Annotated in this window: 19 protein-coding genes and 3 pseudogenes; 8 read left to right on the top strand and 14 right to left on the bottom strand. The window is 67.1% G+C overall.

Translation table 11 applies throughout. The annotated features are described in order from the left end of the window. Window positions 1-13 precede the first annotated feature (13 nt). Window positions 14-1,069, top strand: a pseudogene (locus EPN51_RS12170) (DNA topoisomerase IB). A gap of 267 nt (window positions 1,070-1,336) precedes the next feature. Next, window positions 1,337-3,130 carry a thiamine pyrophosphate-requiring protein gene (locus EPN51_RS12165; protein WP_293042567.1) on the top strand — a complete coding sequence of 598 codons (1,794 nt, stop codon included), beginning with the start codon at window positions 1,337-1,339 and terminating at the stop codon, window positions 3,128-3,130. Window positions 3,131-3,152: 22 nt separating this feature from the next. On the opposite strand, the gene EPN51_RS12160 is transcribed toward EPN51_RS12165, so the two are convergent. Together EPN51_RS12160 and EPN51_RS12155 are read right to left on the bottom strand one after the other, a co-directional pair. Beyond that, complete coding sequence (locus tag EPN51_RS12160; RefSeq protein WP_293042564.1) at window positions 3,153-3,668, bottom strand: uracil-DNA glycosylase family protein; 516 nt, start codon at window positions 3,666-3,668, stop codon at window positions 3,153-3,155. A gap of 90 nt (window positions 3,669-3,758) precedes the next feature. Continuing rightward, a complete protein-coding gene (locus tag EPN51_RS12155; RefSeq protein ID WP_293042562.1) occupies window positions 3,759-4,319 on the bottom strand; it encodes a hemerythrin domain-containing protein in 561 nt (186 codons plus the stop codon). 219 nt (window positions 4,320-4,538) lie between these two features. On the opposite strand from EPN51_RS12155, the gene EPN51_RS12150 reads away from it, so the two are divergent. Both EPN51_RS12150 and EPN51_RS12145 read left to right on the top strand, forming a co-directional pair. Beyond that, complete coding sequence (locus EPN51_RS12150) at window positions 4,539-5,549, top strand: sensor domain-containing protein (protein ID WP_293042559.1); 1,011 nt, start codon at window positions 4,539-4,541, stop codon at window positions 5,547-5,549. 96 nt (window positions 5,550-5,645) lie between these two features. Further along, window positions 5,646-6,617: an aldo/keto reductase gene (locus EPN51_RS12145; protein WP_293042557.1), complete on the top strand. Its 972-nt coding sequence runs from the start codon at window positions 5,646-5,648 to the stop codon at window positions 6,615-6,617. Window positions 6,618-6,625: 8 nt separating this feature from the next. Here EPN51_RS12145 and EPN51_RS12140 read toward each other — a convergent pair whose 3' ends face one another. From EPN51_RS12140 to EPN51_RS12125, 4 genes are all read right to left on the bottom strand, one after another. After that, complete coding sequence (locus EPN51_RS12140; protein ID WP_293042725.1) at window positions 6,626-7,393, bottom strand: SDR family oxidoreductase; 768 nt, start codon at window positions 7,391-7,393, stop codon at window positions 6,626-6,628. 92 nt (window positions 7,394-7,485) lie between these two features. After that, on the bottom strand, window positions 7,486-9,285 hold the full coding sequence (locus EPN51_RS12135) for a sensor domain-containing diguanylate cyclase (RefSeq protein ID WP_293042555.1): 1,800 nt from the start codon (window positions 9,283-9,285) through the stop codon (window positions 7,486-7,488). A 91-nt stretch (window positions 9,286-9,376) separates the two neighbouring features. Beyond that, a complete protein-coding gene (gene glgX, locus EPN51_RS12130) occupies window positions 9,377-11,554 on the bottom strand; it encodes a glycogen debranching protein GlgX (protein WP_293042552.1) in 2,178 nt (725 codons plus the stop codon). A gap of 137 nt (window positions 11,555-11,691) precedes the next feature. Next, a complete protein-coding gene (locus tag EPN51_RS12125; RefSeq protein ID WP_293042550.1) occupies window positions 11,692-12,399 on the bottom strand; it encodes a GAF and ANTAR domain-containing protein in 708 nt (235 codons plus the stop codon). 366 nt (window positions 12,400-12,765) lie between these two features. On the opposite strand from EPN51_RS12125, the pseudogene EPN51_RS12120 reads away from it, so the two are divergent. Next, window positions 12,766-13,519 (top strand): annotated as a pseudogene (locus EPN51_RS12120) (FAD-dependent oxidoreductase); the annotation flags it as partial. A 91-nt stretch (window positions 13,520-13,610) separates the two neighbouring features. On the opposite strand, the gene EPN51_RS12115 reads toward EPN51_RS12120, so the two are convergent. After that, complete coding sequence (locus tag EPN51_RS12115) at window positions 13,611-14,147, bottom strand: DUF1360 domain-containing protein (protein ID WP_293042547.1); 537 nt, start codon at window positions 14,145-14,147, stop codon at window positions 13,611-13,613. A gap of 65 nt (window positions 14,148-14,212) precedes the next feature. After that, window positions 14,213-14,587 (bottom strand): helix-turn-helix transcriptional regulator, encoded by a 375-nt coding sequence (locus EPN51_RS12110; RefSeq protein ID WP_293042545.1) that lies wholly within the window; start codon window positions 14,585-14,587, stop codon window positions 14,213-14,215. A 142-nt stretch (window positions 14,588-14,729) separates the two neighbouring features. Between EPN51_RS12110 and EPN51_RS12105 the strand changes: the two genes are divergently transcribed. Beyond that, the gene (locus EPN51_RS12105; protein WP_293042722.1) at window positions 14,730-15,179 is read left to right on the top strand and encodes an HSP20 family small heat-shock protein; all 450 of its coding nucleotides are present in this window, start codon (window positions 14,730-14,732) and stop codon (window positions 15,177-15,179) included. Between the two features lie 90 nt (window positions 15,180-15,269). Then, a pseudogene (locus EPN51_RS12100) lies at window positions 15,270-15,950 on the top strand (PAS and ANTAR domain-containing protein); the annotation flags it as partial. A gap of 89 nt (window positions 15,951-16,039) precedes the next feature. Here EPN51_RS12100 and EPN51_RS12095 read toward each other — a convergent pair. Next, window positions 16,040-16,708 (bottom strand): response regulator transcription factor, encoded by a 669-nt coding sequence (locus EPN51_RS12095; protein ID WP_293042542.1) that lies wholly within the window; start codon window positions 16,706-16,708, stop codon window positions 16,040-16,042. A 209-nt stretch (window positions 16,709-16,917) separates the two neighbouring features. Here EPN51_RS12095 and EPN51_RS12090 point away from each other — a divergent pair, with 209 nt between their 5' ends. Beyond that, on the top strand, window positions 16,918-17,343 hold the full coding sequence (locus EPN51_RS12090) for a pyridoxamine 5'-phosphate oxidase family protein (RefSeq protein ID WP_293042540.1): 426 nt from the start codon (window positions 16,918-16,920) through the stop codon (window positions 17,341-17,343). On the opposite strand, the gene EPN51_RS12085 is transcribed toward EPN51_RS12090, so the two are convergent. The 5 genes from EPN51_RS12085 to EPN51_RS12065 form a co-directional block, all read right to left on the bottom strand. Further along, entirely contained in the window at window positions 17,344-18,318 is a 975-nt protein-coding gene (locus tag EPN51_RS12085; protein WP_293042538.1) for a nitroreductase family protein, read from the bottom strand. Window positions 18,319-18,503: 185 nt separating this feature from the next. Then, the gene (locus tag EPN51_RS12080; protein ID WP_293042720.1) at window positions 18,504-19,697 is read right to left on the bottom strand and encodes a cation:proton antiporter; all 1,194 of its coding nucleotides are present in this window, start codon (window positions 19,695-19,697) and stop codon (window positions 18,504-18,506) included. 32 nt (window positions 19,698-19,729) lie between these two features. Further along, window positions 19,730-20,806, bottom strand: a complete 1,077-nt coding sequence (locus EPN51_RS12075; RefSeq protein ID WP_293042536.1) for a PDR/VanB family oxidoreductase — start codon at window positions 20,804-20,806, stop codon at window positions 19,730-19,732. Between the two features lie 14 nt (window positions 20,807-20,820). Next, window positions 20,821-21,738: an alpha/beta fold hydrolase gene (locus EPN51_RS12070; protein WP_293042534.1), complete on the bottom strand. Its 918-nt coding sequence runs from the start codon at window positions 21,736-21,738 to the stop codon at window positions 20,821-20,823. Window positions 21,739-21,755: 17 nt separating this feature from the next. Then, window positions 21,756-22,679, bottom strand: a complete 924-nt coding sequence (locus tag EPN51_RS12065) for a metal-dependent hydrolase (protein ID WP_293042532.1) — start codon at window positions 22,677-22,679, stop codon at window positions 21,756-21,758. Between the last annotated feature and the right edge of the window lie 5 nt (window positions 22,680-22,684).

Raw genomic sequence — 22,684 nt, 5'->3', positions numbered from 1 at the left:
CGGAGGGTCGAAGATGCGACTGCGCCGCAGCGTGTTGAGCGAGCCGGGAATCGCGCGCAAGCGACGCGGGAAGGGTTTCGCCTACTACGCACCGGACGGCAAGGCGCTTCGCGATCCGCAAACCGTGGCGCGCATCAAGGATCTGGTCATCCCGCCGGCCTGGAAGAACGTGTGGATCTCGCCGTATCCCAACGGCCATATCCAGGCCGTCGGCGTCGACGCGGCCCGCCGCCGGCAGTATCTCTATCACTCCGCCTGGCAGCGGGAACGCGCTGAGGAGAAGTTCGATCGCGTGCTGGAGCTGTCGGCGCACCTCCCCGCGTGGCGGGCGGAGATCGCCAAAGACCTGGCGCGCAAGGGTTTAACGCGCAAGCGGGTGCTGGCGCTGGCGCTGCGGCTGCTCGATCGCGGTTACTTCCGTTCCGGCGGCGAGCAATACGCCGAGGAACACGAGTCCTACGGGCTGTCCACCCTGTTGTGTCAACATGTGGTGGTTCGGCGTGACGCCGTCGAATTCGACTTTCCGGCCAAGAGCGGGATCCGGCGCACCGTGGAAATCGAGGATGCCGATGTGGTCCGGGCGGTGCGCGCGCTGATGCGCCGACCGAACCGTACCGGGTGATTGTTGGTGTGCCGCAATGCTTCCGGGTGGATAGATGTGCACGCAGATGACCTCAATGCCCGATTCAAGGAGCTGGCCGGCGACGGCTACACCGTCAAGGATCTGCGCACGTGGCATGGCACCGTGCTGGCGGCGGCTGCCTTCGCCGCCGCCGGCCCGGCGGTCTCGCGCCGGGCCGCCAAGCGCATCGAGGCCGCCGTGATGAAAGAGGTGGCCGAGGAGCTGGGCAATACGCCGGCGGTGGCGCGCGGTTCCTACGTCGATCCCCGCGTCGTCACCGGCTATGAGCAGGGACTGACCATCGCCGCCGCGGCGCGCCGCGCCGAACGCGCTCGTCAAACCGACGTGACCCAGGAGATTCTGGACAAGGCCACCCGGATGCTGATCCGGCGCGTGGCCAGGGGCGACAGCGCCAACGCATCGGCCGCCCTGGGCAAGACGTCGTGAACAAATCCGCGATCACCAGCTTATAACTGGCTGTGAGTCACCTGGCCGGCTCGTTGAGGCGAATAACAAAAGCGATTCCGGGTAATCCGGCCGGTGTGGGAAGTGCCAGAGCGGGCTATCGGCGGCTGCCTGCCGTAGCGGCGCTGTCGGTGCCGGCGGCGATCCCATGGCCCGCACGTCCCGGGGCGATACGGGCAGGTGGTTCAAACAACAGCCACCGGCGCCCATCCGCCAGCACTGAAGAATCGTCTGCCCAGGAGGGAAATCATGTCCAAACAAGAGGTCTCCGACTACCTGCTGGAGCGGTTGCGGGCGTGGGGCGTCGAGCACGTGTTCGGTTATCCCGGCGACGGCATCAACGGGCTCCTCGCCGCGTGGGGCCGGGCGGACAACAAGCCCAAGTTCATCCAATCGCGCCATGAGGAGATGAGCGCCTTCGAGGCGGTCGGCTACGCGAAATTCACCGGCCGGGTCGGAGTGTGTGCGGCCACGTCGGGCCCGGGCGCGGTCCACCTGCTCAACGGCCTCTACGACGCCAAACTCGACCATGTTCCGCTGGTGGCGATCGTCGGTCAAACCAACCGCAGCGCCATGGGCGGGAACTACCAGCAGGAGGTCGACCTGCTGAACCTCTTCAAGGACGTCGCGAGCGACTACGTCCAAATGGTCACCGTCCCCGAACAATTGCCCAATGTCCTGGACCGCGCGATCCGCATAGCGATGACCCAGCGGGCGCCGACAGCGTTGATCATCCCCAGCGACGTCCAGGAGCTGCCCTACTCGCCGCCCGAACATGCGTTCAAGATGGTGCCCTCCAGCCTGGGCATCGAGTACCCGGACATCGTCCCCGAGGACACCGCCATCGCGCAGGTGGCCGACATCCTCAACGCCGGCAAAAAGGTCGCGATGCTGGTGGGTACCGGCGCGCGCGGGGCTCACCAAGAGCTGGCCGAAGTCGCCGACCTCCTTGGTGCGGGTGCGGCCAAGGCACTGTTGGGCAAGGATGTCCTGTCGGACGAATTACCTTGGGTCACAGGTTCTATCGGGCTGTTGGGGACGCGGCCGAGCTATGAGCTGATGATGGGCTGCGACACGCTGCTCACGGTGGGATCCAGCTTCCCCTACACGCAGTTCCTGCCCAAGTTCGACCAGTGCCGGGCGGTGCAGATCGACGTCGACGGCCGACTCATCGGGATGCGCTACCCGTACGAGGTCAACCTGGTCGCCGACGCGAAGACCGCACTGCGAGCCCTGATTCCGCACCTGCGCCGCAAGGAAGACCGGTCGTGGCGGGAAGGCATCGAGAAGAATGTGGCGCGCTGGTGGGAGACCATGGACAGGGAAGCGATGGTCAGCGCCGACCCGATCAACCCGATGCGGCTGTTCTCCGAGCTGTCCCCGCAGCTGCCCGACAACGCCATCGTGACAGCCGATTCCGGCTCGTCGGCCAACTGGTATGCGCGCAACCTGCGCTTCCGGGGCGACATGCGCGGCTCGCTGTCGGGCACGCTGGCGACAATGGGTCCCGGGGTTCCCTACGGCATCGGCGCGAAATTCGGCCATCCGGACCGGCCCGTCATCGTGTTCGCCGGTGACGGCGCCATGCAGATGAACGGGATGGCCGAGCTGATCACGATCAAGCGCTACTGGAGCGAGTGGAAGGACCCCCGCCTGATCATCGCGATCTTGCACAACAACGACCTCAACCAGGTCACCTGGGAAATGCGCGCCATGGCCGGTGCACCGAAATTCGCTGAGTCCCAGACCCTTCCGGACGTCGACTTCGCCGCGTTCGCGGCCAGCCTGGGCCTGAACGCCATGGCCATCAAGGACCCGGACGAATTGTCGGACGCGTGGCGCACTGCCTTGTCCGCCGACCGTCCCACGGTCCTGGACGTCTTTACCGATCCCGACATGCCGCCGATCCCGCCGCACGCCACCTGGGAGCAGTTCAAGTCGGCCACCGCGGCGGTGCTGTCCGGTGACGAGGACCGCGTGGGCTTCGTCAAGGTTGGCCTGAAAACCAAAGTGCAGGAGTTCATGCCGCACAAGAAGAGCTGACCCGGGCGGGGGTCGGCCGCCGTTACGCCAGCCCGGAGCGCGCGCTGCGCAGGTCGTCGACGAACGACCGGTAGACCTCGTCGTGTCGGTCGCTGCGGTCGCGCAACACCGACGAGGGATGAACGGTGGCCACCACGATCGGCTCGGGTGTCATCCGTACGTCGATGGACGACGGGAGCTCGACCTCCTGACCGCGCCGCACGGAGACCCGAAAAGCGGCTCCCAGCAACGATTGTGCGGCGGTCGCACCCAGACACACGATGACCTCGGGCTGCACGGCCTCGATCTCGGCGATAAGCCAGGGCCGGCAGGCGACGACCTCGGTGCGGCCCGGCTTGTGGTGTATGCGGCGTTTGCCGCCCTTGCGCGTGAACTTGAAATGCTTGACCGCATTGGTCTGATAGGTCAGCTCCGGGTGGGTGGCATCTTCGAAAGGCGAGCAGCCCTGGCATGTTTCGGCCGCGCTGCGCAGCGCGTCGATGCCCCGCTGCTCGGGGAGGTAGCGGGCGGCGCCGGGAATCTTCGATGTGGCGGTCACGTACTTGCGAGCCGACGGATACGAGTGCCCAGACGGCGTGGGTACCCCCGCTCCCCCACCGAGCGGGGGTACCCAGCCTCGGGCGGCTCGTCAGCCCTTGCCGATGATGGCGTCGCGGGCTCGGTCGAGCATCGCGGCGAACGGGCCCGCGGCCAGATTGGCCACCTGGGATTCCACCCCGGCGTGCGGCCGGGTGGGTGCGACGGCTTCGGCGAGCTGCGCGGCACGGCCCATGCGATCCAGCTCGTCCGCGCTCAATTCCTCACCCAGCTTGGCGAATTCATCCTGCTCCTCGTGCTCGGCGTGGTCGATCACCGCGTCACGCAGCTTGGTCAGTTCGCGGGTGAACTCCTCGCTGTCGACGTCGAGTGATTCGAGCTGCTGCAGGACGGCCTTGGCCTCGTGCTCTTCGTGGAGGCGCTCGTCGACTACGGCGGTGCCGTCGGAAATCTTGCGCTTGGCACGCGGGTGAACGATTTCCTCTTCCGCGGTTTCGTGCACGGCAAGCAGTCGCCGAAGTTCGACGAAGGCCTTCTCGCGTACTTCTCCGGATGCCGCCAGGGTTTCGGCGAACAGCACCTTGATCTGCTCATGCTGACTGACGAGAAAGTCGACCACGTCGGTGGGCGACTTGATGACGGTGTGTGCCATGGAGTCCCTCCCATCTCCTTTGGTGTCGGCGCGCGGGGCTGTCGCGCGCTCACCGAAGCGGCTACCCGACGAATACCGCCGTCAAACGGGTGGGCCGCGCCCAGGCGGGGTATGTGGTCAGCATCGCAAAGCCGCGCCTGTGACGGCCTCGGCTCAGGCGCGGGGGGCCCGTTATCGGCTACATTTCGGGCAGGTTCTCCCCGAGAAGGAGGCACCGGCGTGACCAACCCGCAGGACCCGTACTGGCAGAACCCGCTGAGCTACGACCCGCTCGGCCGGGTCCCGCCGCCCACGCCGCCGATGGAGCCGCCGGCGGAACCGCCCGCGTTCGCGCCGCCGCCGGCGCCCCCGCCGTACCGCCCGGCCGTCAACACCTTGGCAACGCTGTCACTGGTTTTCGCGTTCGTGTTCGCGCCCGCGGGAGCGATTTTGGGACACCTCGGGTTGGCGCAGATCCGGCGTACCGGCGAACTCGGCCGGGACCGCGCCCTGGTGGGGGTGACGCTGTCGTACGTGTTCATCATGTTGGCCGTCGTCGCGGTGGCCGGGTGGGCGACGCTGGGCGGTTCCCCCTCTTCCCATCGGGTGGCGCACGACACGACCACGTCCGCCGGGCCCCCGCCCCCCACGGTCCCGCCAGACACGATCACCACGCTGTTGCCGGGGCTGGATGCGCTGAGGAACATCACCGCCGATGCGAACCTCGAGGTCGGGCCGACGTGGAACAGCCCGGGCCGCTCGGCGCAGGACGGCAGCATCGACCGCCCGGAATGTTGGGGCAGCATCGCCGCCGGGAGCCCGGACGCCTACGTCCCCGGCTCCTTTACCGGCTACCACGCGGGCGAATTCACCGACACGCGCAGCATGCTGAAGTCGATGCAGGTCATCCAGGGCGTGGCGGCATTCCGCGATCCGGCCGGGGCGCAGTCACAGCTGGGCACGTTGCTGTCGGGATGGCGCCAGTGTGGCGGCTCGACCGTCACCGTGACAGCTCCGGGCGGGCAGCCGATCGCGATGTCGGTGAGCGCTCCCGCCGACGCCGGCAACGGCATCACCACATTGGACTTGACCCCCAAGGGAATACAGGTGCGCTCGGCGCGGGCCGTCGCGGCCAAGGCCAACGTCGTCATCGACCTGAACGTGTCCGCCAGCGGCACCACGGACAGCGAGCGGCCCCGGCTGGCCGCGGTCAACATCGCCAACTACATCCTCGGCAAGATCCCCGGCTGAACGGCCCAGCCGCACTTGCGATCGCCACCCGACTCATGCGTGGCGACCCGCTGCGCCCGGCCCAACCGCACTTGCGATCGCCACTAGGCTGAGCGGATGAAATATCTCGACGTCGACGGGGTCGGACAAGTCAGCCGGATCGGCTTGGGCACCTGGCAGTTCGGCTCGCGCGAATGGGGTTACGGGGACAGCTACGCGGCCGGCGCCGCGGGTGACATCGTGCGGCGCGCCCGCGCCTTGGGGGTGACGCTGTTCGACACCGCCGAGGTCTACGGGCTGGGCAAAAGCGAGCGGATCCTGGGCGAGGCGCTCGGCGACGAACGCGCCGAGGTCGCGGTGGCCAGCAAGATCATGCCGGTCCTTCCCTTCCCCGCCGTAGTCAAGCAGCGCGCACGGGCCAGCGCCCGGCGGCTGGGGCTGGACCGCATCCCGCTCTACCAGATCCACCAGCCCAACCCGGTGGTGCCGGACTCGGTGATCATGCCCGGGATGCGCGACCTGCTGGAGCACGGCAAGATCGGCGCGGCCGGCGTCTCGAACTATTCGCTGCAGCGCTGGCAGAAGGCCGACGCCGCGCTGGGCCGGCCCGTGATCAGCAATCAGGTCCATTTCTCGCTCGCCTATCCGAAGGCGCTCAAGAACCTGGTGCCGTTCGCCGAGCGGGAGAAACGCATCGTCATCGCCTACAGCCCGCTGGAACAGGGGCTGCTGGGCGGCAAGTACGGCGTCGAGAACCGTCCCGGCGGTGTTCGCGCGGTGAACGCGCTGTTCGGCACCGAGAACCTGCGCCGCGTCGAGCCGCTGTTGCAGTTGTTGCGCGACGTCGCAAGGCAACTCGACGCCAAGCCGGCACAGGTGGCGCTGGCCTGGTTGATCAGCTATCCGGGCGTCGTGGCCATTCCCGGCGCGTCCAGCGTCGAACAGCTCGAGTTCAACGTCGCGGCCGCCGACATCGAGCTACCCACCGAATCCCGGGACGCGCTGACCGAGGCGGCCCTGGCGTTCCGGCCGACGTCGGCGGCGCGCTTCCTCACCGACCTGGCGCGAGAGAAGCTGATCCGCCGCTGACCGGCCCGTTACGACTGATTGGCCTCGGCGAACGCGGCGGGGCTGGCCGGCGCGCCGCGGGCAACCACGAGCGGCATCGACGTCGAGGAGTTGGTGCGCAGGATCGTGTGCACCACGTCGATGAGGTCCTCGACGGGCATCAATTTGCCGGGCATGCAGCCGCGCGACGACCACAGCGGCACCGCCTTCATGGCGAGGTCCATGTCCCAGCCCTCGTTCATTCCCGTCGCCGCGTCGCCCTCTCCACCCGCGCACTCCCCGACGATCAGGCAGGTGAAGCCGACGTCGGAATGTTCGGCCCGCCACGCCTCCACCAGCCGTTCCAGGGCCGCCTTGCTGACGCCGTACGCGCCCAGGCCCGGCCAGGGCGGCCCGAACGTCCCGGCGTCCGAGGAGAGGTACACGGCCTTGCCGGCCGAGGCGGTCAGGTGCGGTATCGCCGCGGCCGTCACCAGCGACGCGCCGATGACATTGGTGTCGAAGATGCGCCGCCACGTGTCGGCGTCGGTGTCGACCATGCGGACCAGCGGCCCGACGGCGGGTGTGTAGACGATGTTGTCGATCCCGCCCAGGGCATCAGCGGCACCGTCGATGGCCGAGCGGCAGGATGCCTCGTCGGTGACATCGCATTCGACGGCGATCGCGTTCAGGCCGGCCTCCTCGGCCGCGGCTTCGATGCGCTGCAGACGCCGGGCAAGAAGCGCGACGTGCTCGCCGCGCTGCGCGAGACCGACACCTATGCAACGGCCCAGTCCACTGGAAGCGCCGACCACCACTGTCCTTGACATATTCGCCCTCTCTTGTAACGCAAGACGCCGTCGCGAGAAACCTACCGGATACGGCGCGGCGGGTGGTGATCACTCGCTACTTACGTCCGATCGGCGGTGTTTCGGTGGCCCGACTTGGCCCGGTACATGGCCTCGTCCGCTCGCGCGGTGACGGCGTCGACGGACTCGGCGGGACGGGCAAGCGAGGCGCCGATGCTCAAGGTGGCGCAGACCGTGTTGCCGGATACGTGGATCGGCTCGGCGACGCGGCGGCGAATCTTCTCCGCGATCTGGGAGAGCTCGTCGGCGCTGCGGACGCCGGGCAACAGGATGAGTATTTCGTCGCCGCCCGTCCGCCCCACGGTGTCCCCGCGGCGAACGCTCGCCCGGATCCGCGCCGCCACGGTTGCCAGTACGACGTCCCCCATGCCGTGTCCCCATTTATCGTTGATCGCCTTGAAGTGGTCGACGTCGCAGAACAGGACGCCGACGCGCGTTCCGAGGGGTTGCGGTTGCTCCAGCGCGGCCTCGAGCCGGGCGAGGGCCTCGGTCCGGTTCACCAACCCGGTGAGGGTGTCGAACCGCGCCAACCGTTCCAGTCGCTGTTCGGCCTCGACCTGATCGTCGACCACCCGCAACGCCGCGATCAGCCCATCGGTTTTGCGCTGGGCGTCGGTGTAGGGCTTTCCGTGACCGTCGACCCAGTGGTAATCGCCGTCGACGGAACACACCCGGAACCGTTGGAGGACCTGTTCGCCACCCGCGATCCGGCGCAGGGCCGTTTGGAGTTTGCCGCGATCCTCGGGGTGGATGCGGCGGGCGAGATCCGAGCCTGTCCACCGGTGCAGCGGACCGCCCAGCGCGGGTTCCACGGACGGCGAGATCCACGCGACCTCACCGTCGCGAAAGTGCACGATGATGTCCACCGCATTGTCCGCGAGAAGGCGATACCGCATCTCGGCCTCGGCGCGTTGCGTGCTGGCCAGCTCCTTGGCGATCAGGAGTTGCTGCTCGCGCTGGCTGAAGTAGAAGGTCACCGCCCCGACGATTGCGGCTCCCAACAGGATCGAGAAGGTCCACTGCGCGTTGTCGTCCGGGCCGAGCCCCAGAAAGATCGGTCTCGACAGGGCCACGCCGAGCGGAAAGCCGGCGAGGATGCCGAGCAACCGAACCAGTGACCGCCGGTCGGGACGGGCGAGCAGCCACGCCAGCGGAAACCGGTCCGGGCGTGCCAGCGAGGTGGCGACGGCCAGCAGCAGCAGAGCCAAGGCCGCGAGGAACGCCTGCCCCTTTGACGGCGAGACGCCCACCAACGCCAATGCATCGAACAAGTAGGCCGCGACCGTGACGAACGGGATGGCCGTACCACCCACAATGCACATCGGCCAGACCACGCGGACCCAACGGTCCACCCGGATCAGCGCAACGGCGGTCGCCGAAGGCAGGGCCGACAACGCGGTCTGAACGCTCGGGCGCCCCGGCCAGGACCACTGGTATGTGCCCACCGCGTTGCCGAACCAGACCCTGTCCAGGGTGAACGGGCCGACGCTCACGTACTCCGCGAGGACGATGACGGCGGACACACCCACGCCTGCGGCCAAGGTGCGTCCGACCCATACCCGTTCGCGCGATGGCCGGCCCCATTGCGCCAGGATCGCCGCACCCAGCCCGGCCAGCCACAGCGCGGTCCACGGCATCATTGGCGGCCAGGTCGGATAGATCCGCGTCAGCTGCTCGATGCCGGCCGCCCAACCCACCCACGTCAACACGGCGACGGCGAGCACCACCAGCGCGGCGACCCGCCCGGAGGTGTTCATCGGTGATTCCAGGCGCGCGTCGGGCCCCGGCCTGTCCATCTGCTGTCCCTCTCGTTCCCGGCGATCGACGCGCGGCATCGACATGTGCGAAAAAGTTAGCCGATGCGGCCTTGTCGGCGAGAGCAATTCGCTCGATCCGCGGAAAACGCCGCCGTCCCGAGCCGACGACGATCGGCTAGTTCGAGGGAAGTCCGCGCAGGACGACCGCGGTGTGGGCTGGCACGTCGAGCCCGCCGGCCCCGGGCACCTCGTCGGCGGGCGTGGTCTCGTCGGGCCCGGTGTACACGACGACCTGCCAGGCTGCACCGAATTCCTTTGGTGGAAGGGTGAATTCGATCGGTTCATAGTGCGCGTTGAAGCACAACAGGAACGAGTCGTCCAGCACCCGTTGGCCCCGCTCATCACGGCCCGGAATGCCGTGGCCGTTGAGGAACACCGCGACCGACTTCGCGAAGCTTGCGCCCCAGTCCTCGTCGGTCATCTCCGCACCCTCGGGGGTGAACCACGAGATATCGGGCAGGCCGTCCTGGCCCCGCCGGCCCACCGGCTTACCGGAAAAGAACCGGCGCCGGCGGAACACCGGGTGATCGGCACGCAGCGCCGACACCGTCCGGACGAACTCCAGCAGGCCCGCATCGGCGCTGCCCCAATCGATCCAGGTGAGCTCGTTGTCCTGACAATAGCCGTTGTTGTTGCCGTCTTGGGTGCGCCCGAGTTCGTCGCCGTGGCAGATCATCGGAACACCCTGGGACAACAGCAGGGTGGTCAGGAAGTTGCGCTGCTGGCGGGCGCGCAGGGCGTTGACGGTGTCGTTGTCGGTTGGCCCCTCGGCACCGCAGTTCCAGGACCGGTTGTGGCTTTCGCCGTCGTTGTTGTCCTCCCCGTTGGCCTCGTTGTGCTTCTCGTTGTAGGACACCAGGTCGCGCAGCGTGAAGCCGTCGTGGGCGGTGACGAAGTTGATCGACGCCACCGGCCGCCGCGCGGTGTGCTCGTAGAGGTCTGCCGATCCGGAGAGCCGGTAGGCGAATTCGTCGAGGGTGGCGGGCTCGCCACGCCAGAAGTCGCGGACCGTGTCGCGGTACTTTCCGTTCCATTCCGTCCACTGCGGCGGGAAGTTGCCCACCTGATAGCCGCCCGGCCCGACATCCCACGGTTCGGCGATCAGCTTGACCTGGCTGACCGTCGGATCCTGTTGTACGAGTTCAAAAAACGTCGACAGCCGGTCGACGTCGTAGAACTCGCGGGCCAGGGTGGCGGCCAGGTCGAAGCGGAAGCCGTCGACGTGCATCTCGGTCACCCAGTAGCGCAGGGAATCCATGATCAACTGCAACGCGTGGGGATGCCCGACGTTCAGGCTGTTGCCCGTGCCGGTGTAGTCCATGTAGTACTGCTTGTCGTCGTCGACCAGCCGGTAGTACGCGGCGTTGTCGATGCCCCGCATCGACAGGGTCGGGCCCAGGTGATTGCCCTCGGCCGTGTGGTTGTAGACCACGTCGAGGATGACCTCGATGCCGGCCTCGTGCAGCGACCGCACCATGGCCTTGAACTCCTGCACCTGCCCGCCGGGCGTGGTGGCGCCGGAGTATTTGGTATCGGGCGCCAGGAAACCGATCGTGTTATAGCCCCAATAGTTGGACAGCCCTTTGTCGATCAGGGTGGAGTCATTGGCGAAGTGGTGCACGGGCATCAATTCGATCGCCGTGACACCGATGCCCTTGAGGTGCTCGATGATCACCGGGTGCGCCACCGCGCCGTAGCTGCCGCGCAGCTGTTCGGGGATGCCCGGGTGGGTCTGGGTCAGGCCCTTGACGTGCGCCTCGTAGACGACGGTGTCGGCGTAATGGTGGTCGGGTGGGCGGTCGTTGCCCCAATCGAAGTAGGGGTTGATCACCACCGACTTGGGCATGCTGGGCGCCGAGTCGTCGTCGTTGCGGCTGTCGGGGTCGCCGAAGTTGTAGCCGAACAGGGACTGGTTCCACTCGAAGTTGCCGTCGATGGCCTTCGAATACGGATCCAGCAACAGCTTGTTCGCATTGCACCGCAGCCCCGCCGCCGGATCGTGGGGACCGTGCACGCGGTAGCCGTAACGCTGGCCCGGTTCGATGCCGGGGATGTAGGCGTGCCAGACGAATCCGTCCACCTCGGGCAGGGCCACCCGGCTCTCGGCGCCCTCTGCGTCGAACAGGCATAGCTGTACCCGCTCGGCCACCTCGCTGAACACGGCGAAGTTGGTGCCCGCACCGTCATACGAAGCGCCCAGCGGGTAGGCCTTGCCCGGCCACACCTCTCCGGTCGGCGTGGGGGCAGTGGCCTCTGAGGCCTCTGCGGCCTCTGCGGCCTCTGCGGGAGTCATGGCGCATTCAATACCCCGCCGGCGCCGGCGTCAAACTCCCGGGCCGCCGCCTCGCATGCCGACGGTAAGCGAAACCCCTTGCGGCAGATACGGTCACCCGTCGAAACGGCGGTGCCGCCCGCGGCGCCCGGTCGTGATCAGTGCCGTCGGTGCCGGAGCGGATGCTCGCTCTCGATCAGCGCCCGCGCGATTTCGATCAGCTTGATGTTGGATTGTTGCGAAACCCGGGTGAGCAACTGGAACGCTTCGACGGCGTCGATGTCGAAGCGCTCCATGATGACTCCCTTCGCCTGCCCGATGATGTCTCGCGATGTCAGCGCGCTACGAAATTGGTCCTGGCGGCGCATCATCGACCACGCCAGGGCGGTGTGCGTGGCGAATACCGTGCCGACTTCCACTGACTCCTCACCGAACGCGTGCGGCTGGTCGGCATAGAAATTGAGCGAGGCGATACTGCTGACGTCGATGAACAACTCGTAGGACAGGATGGAGCGGATCGGGGTCTGCTCGAGCGCCAGCCGGCGGTAACGCAACCAGCGCCGTTCGGAGTTCAGGTCGGCGATGTGCATCATGTGGTGCTCCCAGGCCGCGGCCAGGCAAGGCCCCTCGCCGGAGCTGTTCTGGATGGCGTCCAGGACCATCGGGTAGCGATGCGTGGCAACCACACTGCTGACCGACGTGCTCGCCTCGGCCAGCGTGATCCCGCCGTACTGCGAGCCGGTCACGTGGTGGACCCCATTGTCGAGGAGTTCGTGCAGCCCGGTCGCGGTGTCGCTTTGTTCACGCTCCAGATTGGTCAGCAGCTCCACCAGTTGATTGGCAATCGTGGCATTGCCATCTCGCATAGCATCACCCCCGGAGCCGTCGTGACCCGCAGAGCCCTCATAGCGTCGCGGTGGTATTGCCAAATCCGCGAATACCAACGCTCAACGAGAAGTCTAAGATCCATTTAACGAAACGCAAGCGAGATAGCGAAACCGGTAGATGCTTGCGGCGGTCCCGGTCTCCGAGCGAGGAAGCATCCCGGCGGCCGATACCGCGGTTCGTATAATAAGGCATTGCTGCTCAACGGTTTTCATGGTTCGCATCCGAATTATTGCCGCTCAAATGCGGCGCGGCCCTGCCCACCGCGGAGTCCGCCTACACTCGGGACGGTGACCTCCATCGTGATCGTGGGAAGCGGCTTCGCCGGATTCACGTGAGCCCGGCGCCTGGCCCGAATTCTGCGCCGGCGGCACGCACCCGTCGACATCACGATGATTTCTCCGGTCGACTACATGTTGTACACACCGTTGCTGCCCGACGTGGCCGGCGGGGTCGTCGACGCCCGCTTTGTCGCTGTCCCACTGGCTAATTCGCTGCGGGGCGTGCACGCGGTGCGCGGTCGTGTCGATGGGGTCGACTTCGCGCAACAGACGCTGACATACTGCGATCCCGAAGAACGCAGCCATTCCATGTTCCTGGGACCGGCTGGTGCTCACGCCGGGGTCGGTGACGCGGTTACTCGAGATCCCGGGGCTCGCGACGCACGCGCGCGGGTTGAAGACCACCGCCGAGGCCCTCTACTTGCGCGACCACTTCGTCGAGCAGCTGGAGCTGGCCAACATCGAAGACGATCCCCGGGTGGCCGCCGCCCGGCGCACCGTCGTGGTGGTCGGCGCCTCATATTCGGGCACCGAACTGGTGGCGCAGCTACGGGCGCTCGCCGACGCGGCAGCCAAACAGATGGGCTTCAACCCTTCCGAAGTGCGCTTCCTGCTGCTGGACCTGGCCGAGCAGGTGATGCCCGAGGTGGGCAAGAAACTCGGCGAGGCCGCGCTCAAGGTGCTGCGACGGCGCGGAATCGATGTCCGGCTCGGTGTCACACTCAAGCAAGCGCACGCCGATCATGTTGTGCTAAGCGATGATTCGCGTATCGACACGCACACGATCGCCTGGGTGACGGGGGTGGCCGGCGCCCCGTTGTCTCCATCGGGTTGTCCTCCGAGAACGACGCACGATTCACGGCCAGCGAAGGCATCCCGATGCCCAAGACGAGCTGAGCACGCGGCCCGAGTCAGCCTTCGGCCGACTGCTGCGCCTTCGCGTAGGCGAGCTGAAGAAAATCCGCTCCGGCCAACGCGCTGAAGACACCCGCGATCAGTCGGGTGAACTGGGGCACGAACACCAGGCCGATGGCAAACCCGGTGGCGACCCACATGTCCAGGCAGAACGGGCAGGTCAACAGCTCCCCCATGCTGTGCCGCAGCTGGCTGTGCTCCCGGGCCTCTTCGTGGACCTCGGCCGGGCCCCCCGTGCCGGCATAATGCGTGAACGGAGCGCGTAAGGGGCTCGTCACCGCGTCTTTGCTCAGCGTTCGCGAGAGCTTGTGGGTGCCCAGGGTGAGAATGATCAGATCCTGGATCCGCCAGCGCGCCGGCAAGCTACGGCCGCTGACCACGCCGGCCGCCACCGCGGCCGTCACCACGACGCCGTAGACCGCCAGCACCACCAGATAGCCCCCCAGTGGCCGGGGATTGTCGCCGCGGTAGGCGTCCGCTTCCTGACGTGCGCCGTCCACCACCTGAGCGCCGGTTTCGGTCAACTCACCCATCGTCTCTCCTTCGAAGGCATAACGGGTCGAATACCCGACGCCCGTCGGCGCAATCGGCGGTCAGCTCAGCGTGGCGACTCTTCCCCATCCCGAGACTCGGCGGACTTCGCCACCGTGGCGGCCTCTCGCAGCGTGCGGTTGGTGGACCGCAGGTCGGTGTTGGCGGCCGACAGCGTCGCGTTGTCGTCTTCGAGATCGAGGATGCGCGCGATGCCGGACAGGTTGACGCCGGCCTCGACCAGCCCACTGATGCGCTTGAGCCGCGTCAGGTCGTCGGCGCTGTAACGGCGGGTTCCCCCTTGACTTCTCGCCGGTGTGAGCAGGCCATAGCGTTCGTAAAGCCGCAATGATTGCACGGGAATCCCGGACAGTTCGGCGGCCACCGAGATGCCGTACACGGCATGGTCGGACGCCGGGGCATCGCCACGGTGGTCGACCATCGCACATCCCCTCAGTTGATTCACCTAAGAAATCTTCATAGCACACTTGCGTCAATGTGTCGATGGTGCTATATCAAATCTATGTCGTTAGACATAGACAATTTCCGGACCACCGCCTAGATCGGAGTGAGAGGTGACAACCATGCTGATGCGTTCAGATCCCTTCCGTGATCTCGACCGCTTTGCCCATCAGGTTCTCGGTACGGCCGCCCGGCCGGCGGTCATGCCGATGGACGCCTGGCGCGAAGGCGAGCAGTTCGTCGTCGAGTTCGACCTGCCCGGCATCGATCCCGATTCACTCGACATCGACATCGAGCGCAACGTGGTGACCGTGCGGGCCGAACGGCCGGCCGTCGACCCCAACCGCGAGATGCTGGCCACCGAGCGGCCGCGCGGCGTGTTCAGCCGCCAGCTGGTGCTCGGCGAAAACCTCGACACCGACAAGATTCAGGCCTCCTATTCCGAAGGCGTCCTGCGTCTGCGCATCCCGGTGGCCGAGAAGGCCAAGCCCCGCAAGATCGCGGTCGGCCGCGGCGACGCTCCCCCGGCCGTCGCAGACAGCGCCGTCCAGCACGAGGTGATCAACGCCTGACCGAACGGCGGGCCGGGCGGCGGCCGCAGGGGCACGCACGCGTATCGGCCTCGCGGCCGCCGCCCGCAGGGCACTGAGCTAGGAACCAAGGTGGAAGCGACACGGGAACTCAACGGCCAAACGGCTAGCGTCGAACGGGCCCTATCCGGCGGCGACGCGCAACCCGCGGGCTGGTTTCGGTTTTACTTCACCGATCAGCGGTGGGAATGGTCGGAACAGGTGCAGCGAATGCACGGGTACGAGCCGGGCAGCGTCGTTCCCACCACCGATCTGGTGCTCTCGCACAAACACCCCGATGACCGCGGACAGGTCGCGGCCACCATCGATCAGATCGTGAATACCCGCCAGGCGTTCAGCACCCGCCACCGGATCATCGACACCGGTGGAAACGTACGCCACGTCGCCGTGGTCGGCGATCGGCTCTACGACGACGAGGGCTACGTGATCGGAACGTACGGGTTCTACATCGACGTCTCCGGACCGAACGGACAGGTGCACGAGGACGTCGTGAGCGCGAAACTCGCTGAGATCAGCGAGAATCGGGCCGGCATCGAACAAACCAAGGGCATGCTGATGCTGATCTACGGACTCAGCGACAGCGCGGCCTTCGAATTGCTCAGGTGGCTTTCGCAGGAGTCGAATGTCAAGCTGCGACCGCTCGCCGAGCAGATCGCCCAAGACTTCCGCGGCGCCGGCATGCCGCTCAACACCCAGTCGGAATTCGACCACCTTCTCCTGACGGCGCACCGGCGCGTTCGGCCCGCCGATACCGGTGAGAAAATTGCTGCAGGACAATATGTTTCGTCGTCAGCGATCGAGCAGCGAAGCGATCCAGTGCACCCCGGTGCCGCCGTCGCCGGTCACCCCGACCAGTCCGGCGGAGTCGGCGGCTGGCCGGCCTGCTGATTCAGCTTCGACGCAAACACCGCCGCCTGGGTACGGCGCTCCATGCCGAGTTTGGCCAGTAACCGGGACACATAGTTCTTCACCGTCTTCTCCGCGAGGAACATTCGCGCGGCGATTTGCCGGTTGGTCAGCCCCTCGGCGAGTAGTCCGAGCAGCGTTCGTTCCTGTTCGGTCAAGCCCGACAGCGGGTCCTCGCGCGTCGCCGAGCCGCGCAGGGTCGCCATCAGCGCGGCGGCCGCCCGGTTGTCCAGCAGCGATTTCCCGGCGCCCACCTCTTTGATCGCATGGGCCAGCTCCATGCCCTTGATGTCTTTGACGACAAACCCGCTGGCGCCGGCCAGGATCGCCTCGAGCATCGCCTCGTCGGAGGTGAACGACGTCAACATCAGGCAGCGCAGGTCGGGATGATCGGAGATGAGGTCGCGGCACAGTTCGATGCCGTTGCCGTCGGGCAGGCGTACGTCGAGCACGGCGACGTCGGGCTGTGCCGCCGGTATCCGTGCCTTCGCTTCGGCCACCGTGCCGGCCTCGCCGACGATTTCCAGGTCGGGATCGGAGGCGAGAAGGTCGGAAAGGCCACGGCGGACGACTTCATGGTCATCGACCAGGAACACTCTGACCATGGCGCGCTCCTCCTGCCGGTCCGGCAACTGACACATGTGCGGCAAACACGTCCAATATCCCATATATTCGATGGGAAAACGTCGAGGTGTAACTGGTTCAACGACATTGGTCCCCGCGGGATGGGACCTTCGGCCGGCGAGTTGCCGGCGGCGGGTCAATAGCATTGTGGGAGCGGCCGATTGCGGGCATGCACAGAAGGGAACGGTCGATGGCCGATGACGGGGTCGTCATCCTCGCAGCGCATGAGTGCTGGGAGCTCCTCGCAAGCCGGGCGCTGGGGCGGCTGGTCACCTACGCCGGCGGTCAACCCGACATCTTCCCGGTCAACTACGTCGTCCAACGGCGTACCGTGCTGTTTCGCACGGCGGAGGGAACCAAGTTGGTCAGCTCCGCGATCAACAATCGCGTGCTCTTCGAAGTCGACGACCATAACGTCGCCGAGGCATGGAGCGTGATCGTCAGGGGGACCGCACGTTCACTGCGCACGCCGGAGGAACTCGAGGACGCCGAGCGCGCGCAGGTGTTGCCGTGGACGATGTCGGAAAAGACGCACTATGTGCGCATCGTTCCCGAGACCGTCACCGGCCGCCGATTCCGGTTCGGGTCACCCCTGGATGATGTCCGGGGCAGCTGATCAGTTCACCCAGTCGACGAAGTCGTCGAGGTCACGCCGCGGCGTCGCCGGCAACGGATCCGCGTTGATCGGCGCCCAGCCCACCCGGAGCAGCATCTGCGGGTAGTCGCTGTCGCCGAAGATGTCGGAGCGGACCGCTTCGCGCGTTTCGGCGGTCTCCAACGGTTCGGTGACCGGGCAACTCGCCAACCCCGTCGACGTCGCGGTGAGCAGCACCGCGCTGGTGGCTTCCCCGGCGCGTAGCCGCGCCATCCGGTCGTCGCGGCGGGTTCCCAGCGCGAGTACCACGGCATTGTCGTCCGCTGAGGACGAGTCCGGTGCCATCGGCAGCGCCGCACCGGCGAACAGGCGACTCGGGATCTTGGCCTCCGGGTCCGGTAAGGGCGCATTGCGGGCGGGGACACCCGCGACCGAGAAGTAACGCCCACTCCATTCGGTGAGCTCCGCGAGATAGCCCTGGGTCAGGTGATCGCGGACCGATTGAGCGACGATCTCATGCAGGCTGTCGATGTCCTCCACCTGGCACAGCGTGACGCCGGTGCGCGCGGCCCGCGCCGCCATGAGCGCGATATCGCCCATGGGCACCGGCCAGGAGTTGTAGTGGCGCCGATCCGTTCGCCGCCGCGGGATGGCCGCGGCGAGCGCGATGTCGACGAAATCGGCCGGGTGAGGGGAAAGTTCGATCGTGGCGAGATGACCGGGTTCGGCGGCATCCGGCAGCCGAGCCACCGTGGATCGCCATCCGACCGCCGCGAACGCCACGACGCAGTGATGCAGCGCCGTGCCGCAACTCAAGATCAAATCACGGCCGTCGGGGTCGGTGTTGGGCAGCTGCCGGCCGGCGTCCGCGTGCAGGTGCAGGCCGGCCGCGTCGACCCGCCACCGCCACGGTTGGGTGTTGTGCACCGAGGGGGCTCGCGATGCGAGCGTCAAAGCCGTCCGGACCGTTGCCGCGTCCGGAAAGCGGGGGGTCATGCCATGGTCCCCTCTCTTAGCGCCGTGTTTGTCTCCACGATCGCGGCTTCGGACCGAGGCCACGAGGGCACGAGGGCACCAGCTGAAGGGACTTTTGGCTATATCCTCCGACGGTCCGTCGCAGGGCTGGCCGTATTCACGCTGGCCCGATGGTGAATCAGGGCCCTTGGCCCGGATCCGTAAGGCTACTGGGATCTCTGCGGCGCGAGGACATCTGGCGCGTCAGCGGCGCCCCGGCTGCGCGCGGCCGACACGCCGGCGATCGATGTGCAGGCGATGGTGAGCAAGGAGCCGAACATCAACGCCGACGCTTCGCCTGCGGCAAGGAGGTGCTGCTGGGTGCCGATGGTGGCCGCGGCCACCGGCACGCCGAGCTGCGCCGCCGAAAGCACCCCGAACGCGAGTGGTTGCCCGAGCAGCCACCCGGCGCAATGGGCCAGCACGGCGCCGAATCCCAGTCCCGCACCCAGCAGAATCAGCCTCGGGTGCGCGCCCAGTTCACGTACCTGCAGCGAAGCGCCCAGCCACACGAAAAACAGCGGGCTGAAAAACCCCTCGGTGATGCCGAATAGCTGACGTGCCAACCGCCGCGGTTCGCCGACCGCGCCGATCACCAGGCCCACCGCGAAACCCGCCAGCATGATGGACACGTGGGTGGTGACGGCCAGCGCCGCCAACCCAAACAGCACCAGCAGGCTCGTCCGCAATTCCAGCGCAAACCGGTGCTCCTCGGAATAGCGGTGGAGGCGGGTGCGCCAGCCCTTTCGGTCCACGGTGTGAAGCACCACGAAGAGTGCCACCGCGAAACCCGCCACCGCCAGCGCGCCGAGCGCCGCCGTCGGCGCCCGCTGGGTATCAATCACCAAGGGCAGTAACACGATGCAGGCGGCGTCCGCAATGGCGATCTGGGTTGTCACGGACAGCACCTGCCGTCCCCGCAACCGCAGCGAATCGATTACCGGCAAGGCCAGCGCCGCCGATGACGAGGCCATCAGAACCGCATAGAGCGCCGGATGGCCGGTTCCGAATATCGCTGCCAGGCCGAACCCCAGCGCCACCGCGACGCCCCCCGCCAGCATCGCGCGTGCCGCGGCCCGCGGCAATGCCGAGCGCACGGCGCCGGTCCGGACCGGAACATGGGTACCCACAACGAACATCACCAGCGCGAAGCCGATATTCGCCAGCAGCTGAAATGTCGGGTCGGCGACATCGATGAGGTCGAAGCCGGTCCTGCCGACCAAGCAGCCCACGACCAGCTCACCGATGACCACCGGTATCCGGAAGCGCCTGACGGAGGCCAGCAGTGGACCGGCAAACCCGACGGCGCACAGCAGCGCCAGGGTGTGGAAGCCGAATTCTTGCACCAGGCCATTTTGCAGTGTCGCGCATCAAACGGGGCGCATCGGCGCGCTCAGGCGTCGATCACCACGCGGCCGTTTTTCGCCCGGGAAACGCAGACGAGCATCTCGTCGTCGCTCTCCGCGGCGCTCCCCCGCCGATCAACCTGTCCGGCAAGCACTTTCACCTTGCAGGTGCCGCAGAAGCCCTGCTGGCACGAATAGGCCGTCGTCGAGTCGCGGTCGAGCATGACGTCCAGCGCTGAGCGGTTCGCCGGCACGCACAGCACCCGCTGCGAGCGCGCCAGTTCCAGTTCGAAGGGGACGCCGTCGATCACCGGCGGCGGTCCGAATCGTTCGTAGTGCAGCGGCGCGTCGGCGTGTTCGTCGCGCGCGGTGCGCACCGATTCCAGCAGCGCGGTGGGGCCGCACACGTAGACGGCTGTCGTCGGCGCCGCGCCGGCGAGCAGGTCCGCCGCGGTGGGGATGCCGCCGCGCTCGTCGTCGGCCCACACGGTGACCCGGTCCGGTGCGACCGCCACCACGTCGTCGAGCAGCGGCATGTAGTCCCGGCTGCGCCCGGCGTAGACGGCGCGCCAATCGATCCCGCGCTGCTGCGCCGCCTGGATCATGGGCAGGATGGGCGTCACCCCGATGCCGCCGATCACGAACAACACCTCGCGCTCGTCGGTGACGAGATAGAACGCGTTGCGGGGTCCCTCGAACTCGAGCGCATCTCCCACCTTGAAGGTGTCGTGCATTTCGTTTGAGCCACCGCCGCCGTCGGGAATGCGGTGAACGGCGATGCGATAGTCGGTGCGCCGCCCGGGTGCACCGCACAGCGAATACTGCCGGCGGCGGCCCGACGGGAGCCGGACGTCGATGTGCGCGCCGGGCGTCCAGGACGGCAGCAACCCACCGTCCGGGTCGGCCAGCGTCAACGCGACCACATCGGGCGTCAGCAGCTCACGTTTGGTCACGACCGCGATGTTGGTCCGCTGCACGGGCGAGACCTGCGCGGGCGTCCACCGCGACGCCGACGCCATGCCGCCGAACAGTGTGCCGATCCCGTACAGCGCCGTGTACATCCGGTCGCGTCTGCGCCGGCCGTACAGGTCGGCCGGAATGCTGTCCCAAATGGCCCGTGTCACAGTCGTCCTCACATCTAGCCCACGTCGTCGCGACGTGCAGGCTCCGAAGTCGTGTCGACCCACTCGCCGGTGAACCCGGCGATGACGTCGGGATGCGAGGTGACCGCCCAATGGCCGCCGTCGATCGGGACGACCCTGCCGCCGTCCGGAATGGAGCCGGTAAACCGTTGCAGGGCAGGCGATACGAAAAAGTCCCGGCGGGCGATGAGCACCTGCACCGGTATCCGGGTCTGCGGCAGCCGCTGCAGGGGTGACAGGATCGGCCCGGGCATGTTCGCCCGGTACAGGTTGAGCCCGTTGAGGTAGTCATCGGCTGACCGAGTCGTCGCCGCACGTAGCCGGCCGCTGCCGCGCCGGCGGCCGATGCGTTCAACCGCGGCGAAGACTTTCACGGTCGCCCGCGACCGGATCGCCAACTCCGGCACGCCCGGGCAGAGGAAGAACCAGATGTACGAGGAGGCCAGGACCTGCTTGACGACATCGAAGACGGCGCGCGGGGTGCGCGCCGACCGCAGGAACCTGCCCGCATAGTTCAGGTGCGGCCCGGAGATCGACGTGAACGAGGCGATCTTGTCCATCACCGAGTCGTCGGTGACCGCCGCCCAGCCCTGGATCGAACCCCAGTCGTGGGCCAATAGGTGAACCCGGCCCACCCCGAGGCTGTCGATCACCGCGCCGATATCGGAAACAAGCTGGGGCAGAAGGTAACCCGTGCGCTTTGCCGGCCTGGAGGATTCACCGGCCCCACGCACATCATAAGCCACGACGTTGAACCGGTCGGAAAGTTCTTGTGCGACACCGTCCCACACGTGGTGGTTATCCGGATAGCCGTGGATCGCCAACACGGTGGGGCGCCGGCGGTCGATCTCCGTGTGGGCGTGGACCGCCAGAGAAACGCCGTCGGAGGCGATCACGGTGCTGGACTGGGTCATTCTCGAGCGCTCCGTGTTCAGTGCGACGCGCGGGCGGCGGGTGAGCGGGCCAGGTAGTCGACCGCGCGTCCCACACCGCCCAGCTGGGATGGGTGGAAACTCGGCGTGTAGTAGGCACCGATGACCCGCAGGAACTGAAATGGCCCGGGCACCAAGCCTCTTCGGGCCGCACCGAAGTAGTCCCGCCAGCGCGGTTTGGACCCCGGCGGCAGGTAGGGGTCAACGGAGTACATGAATCGCACGCCGCGGATGAACAGCCACAGCAGCGCCGGCGTCACCAGCAGCTGGGTGCGCACCTGCCGCCAATACCCGGCGCGCAGATGCTTCATGGTGTCGAAGGCGACCGCTTTGTGCTCGACTTCCTCCGCGCCGTGCCAGCGCAGCAGGTCCAGCATCACCGGGTCGGTGCCCATGGCGTCGTGCTGCGGGGTGTCCAGAATCCATTCGCCCAGGATCGCGGTGTAGTGCTCGAGCGCCGCCACCATCGATACCCGCTCGAGCAACCAGCTCTGCCGTCGGCGCCGGCTCCAGCGCGGGCGATCACCGATGAGTTGGCCGAACAGCCAACGCATCTGGTCGGTGAACGGCGTGACGTCGACGTCGTTGGCCGCGAAGTGTCCGACCACCCCCGCGTGCGCCTGGGAGTGCATGGCCTCCTGGCTGATGAATCCCTGCACATCACGGCGCAATTGGTCGTCCTTGATCAGCGGCAAGGTGTCCTTGAACGCGTCGACGATGAACTCCTCACCCGCCGGCAACAACAGGTGCAGCACGTTGCAGAAGTGGGTGGCGAAGGGCTCGTTGGGGACGTAGTAGAACGGCAGCGTCGACCAGTCGAAGTCGACGTCGCGCGCCTGCAGGACGATCCGCTCGTGATCGAGCGAGGCGTCATGCGGACCCGCTGCCTTGTCATCGACGGTGAACATCGGGGCACCCCTCATGTCGC

Source organism: Mycobacterium sp., assembly GCF_004298145.1.
Lineage (GTDB): Bacteria > Actinomycetota > Actinomycetes > Mycobacteriales > Mycobacteriaceae > Mycobacterium.
This window is presented reverse-complemented; position numbering and strand designations above follow the sequence as displayed.

Excerpts from the sequence above, each read along its gene's own strand:
- EPN51_RS12165 (WP_293042567.1), top strand. The coding sequence starts at position 1,337 with ATGTCCAAACAAGAGGTCTCCGACTACCTGCTGGAGCGGTTGCGGGCG.
- EPN51_RS12155 (WP_293042562.1), bottom strand. The coding sequence starts at position 4,319 with ATGGCACACACCGTCATCAAGTCGCCCACCGACGTGGTCGACTTTCTC.
- EPN51_RS12145 (WP_293042557.1), top strand. The coding sequence starts at position 5,646 with ATGAAATATCTCGACGTCGACGGGGTCGGACAAGTCAGCCGGATCGGC.
- EPN51_RS12135 (WP_293042555.1), bottom strand. The coding sequence starts at position 9,285 with ATGTCGATGCCGCGCGTCGATCGCCGGGAACGAGAGGGACAGCAGATG.
- glgX (WP_293042552.1), bottom strand. The coding sequence starts at position 11,554 with ATGACTCCCGCAGAGGCCGCAGAGGCCGCAGAGGCCTCAGAGGCCACT.
- EPN51_RS12125 (WP_293042550.1), bottom strand. The coding sequence starts at position 12,399 with ATGCGAGATGGCAATGCCACGATTGCCAATCAACTGGTGGAGCTGCTG.
- EPN51_RS12115 (WP_293042547.1), bottom strand. The coding sequence starts at position 14,147 with ATGGGTGAGTTGACCGAAACCGGCGCTCAGGTGGTGGACGGCGCACGT.
- EPN51_RS12110 (WP_293042545.1), bottom strand. The coding sequence starts at position 14,587 with ATGGTCGACCACCGTGGCGATGCCCCGGCGTCCGACCATGCCGTGTAC.
- EPN51_RS12105 (WP_293042722.1), top strand. The coding sequence starts at position 14,730 with ATGCTGATGCGTTCAGATCCCTTCCGTGATCTCGACCGCTTTGCCCAT.
- EPN51_RS12095 (WP_293042542.1), bottom strand. The coding sequence starts at position 16,708 with ATGGTCAGAGTGTTCCTGGTCGATGACCATGAAGTCGTCCGCCGTGGC.
- EPN51_RS12090 (WP_293042540.1), top strand. The coding sequence starts at position 16,918 with ATGGCCGATGACGGGGTCGTCATCCTCGCAGCGCATGAGTGCTGGGAG.
- EPN51_RS12085 (WP_293042538.1), bottom strand. The coding sequence starts at position 18,318 with ATGACCCCCCGCTTTCCGGACGCGGCAACGGTCCGGACGGCTTTGACG.
- EPN51_RS12070 (WP_293042534.1), bottom strand. The coding sequence starts at position 21,738 with ATGACCCAGTCCAGCACCGTGATCGCCTCCGACGGCGTTTCTCTGGCG.
- EPN51_RS12065 (WP_293042532.1), bottom strand. The coding sequence starts at position 22,679 with ATGAGGGGTGCCCCGATGTTCACCGTCGATGACAAGGCAGCGGGTCCG.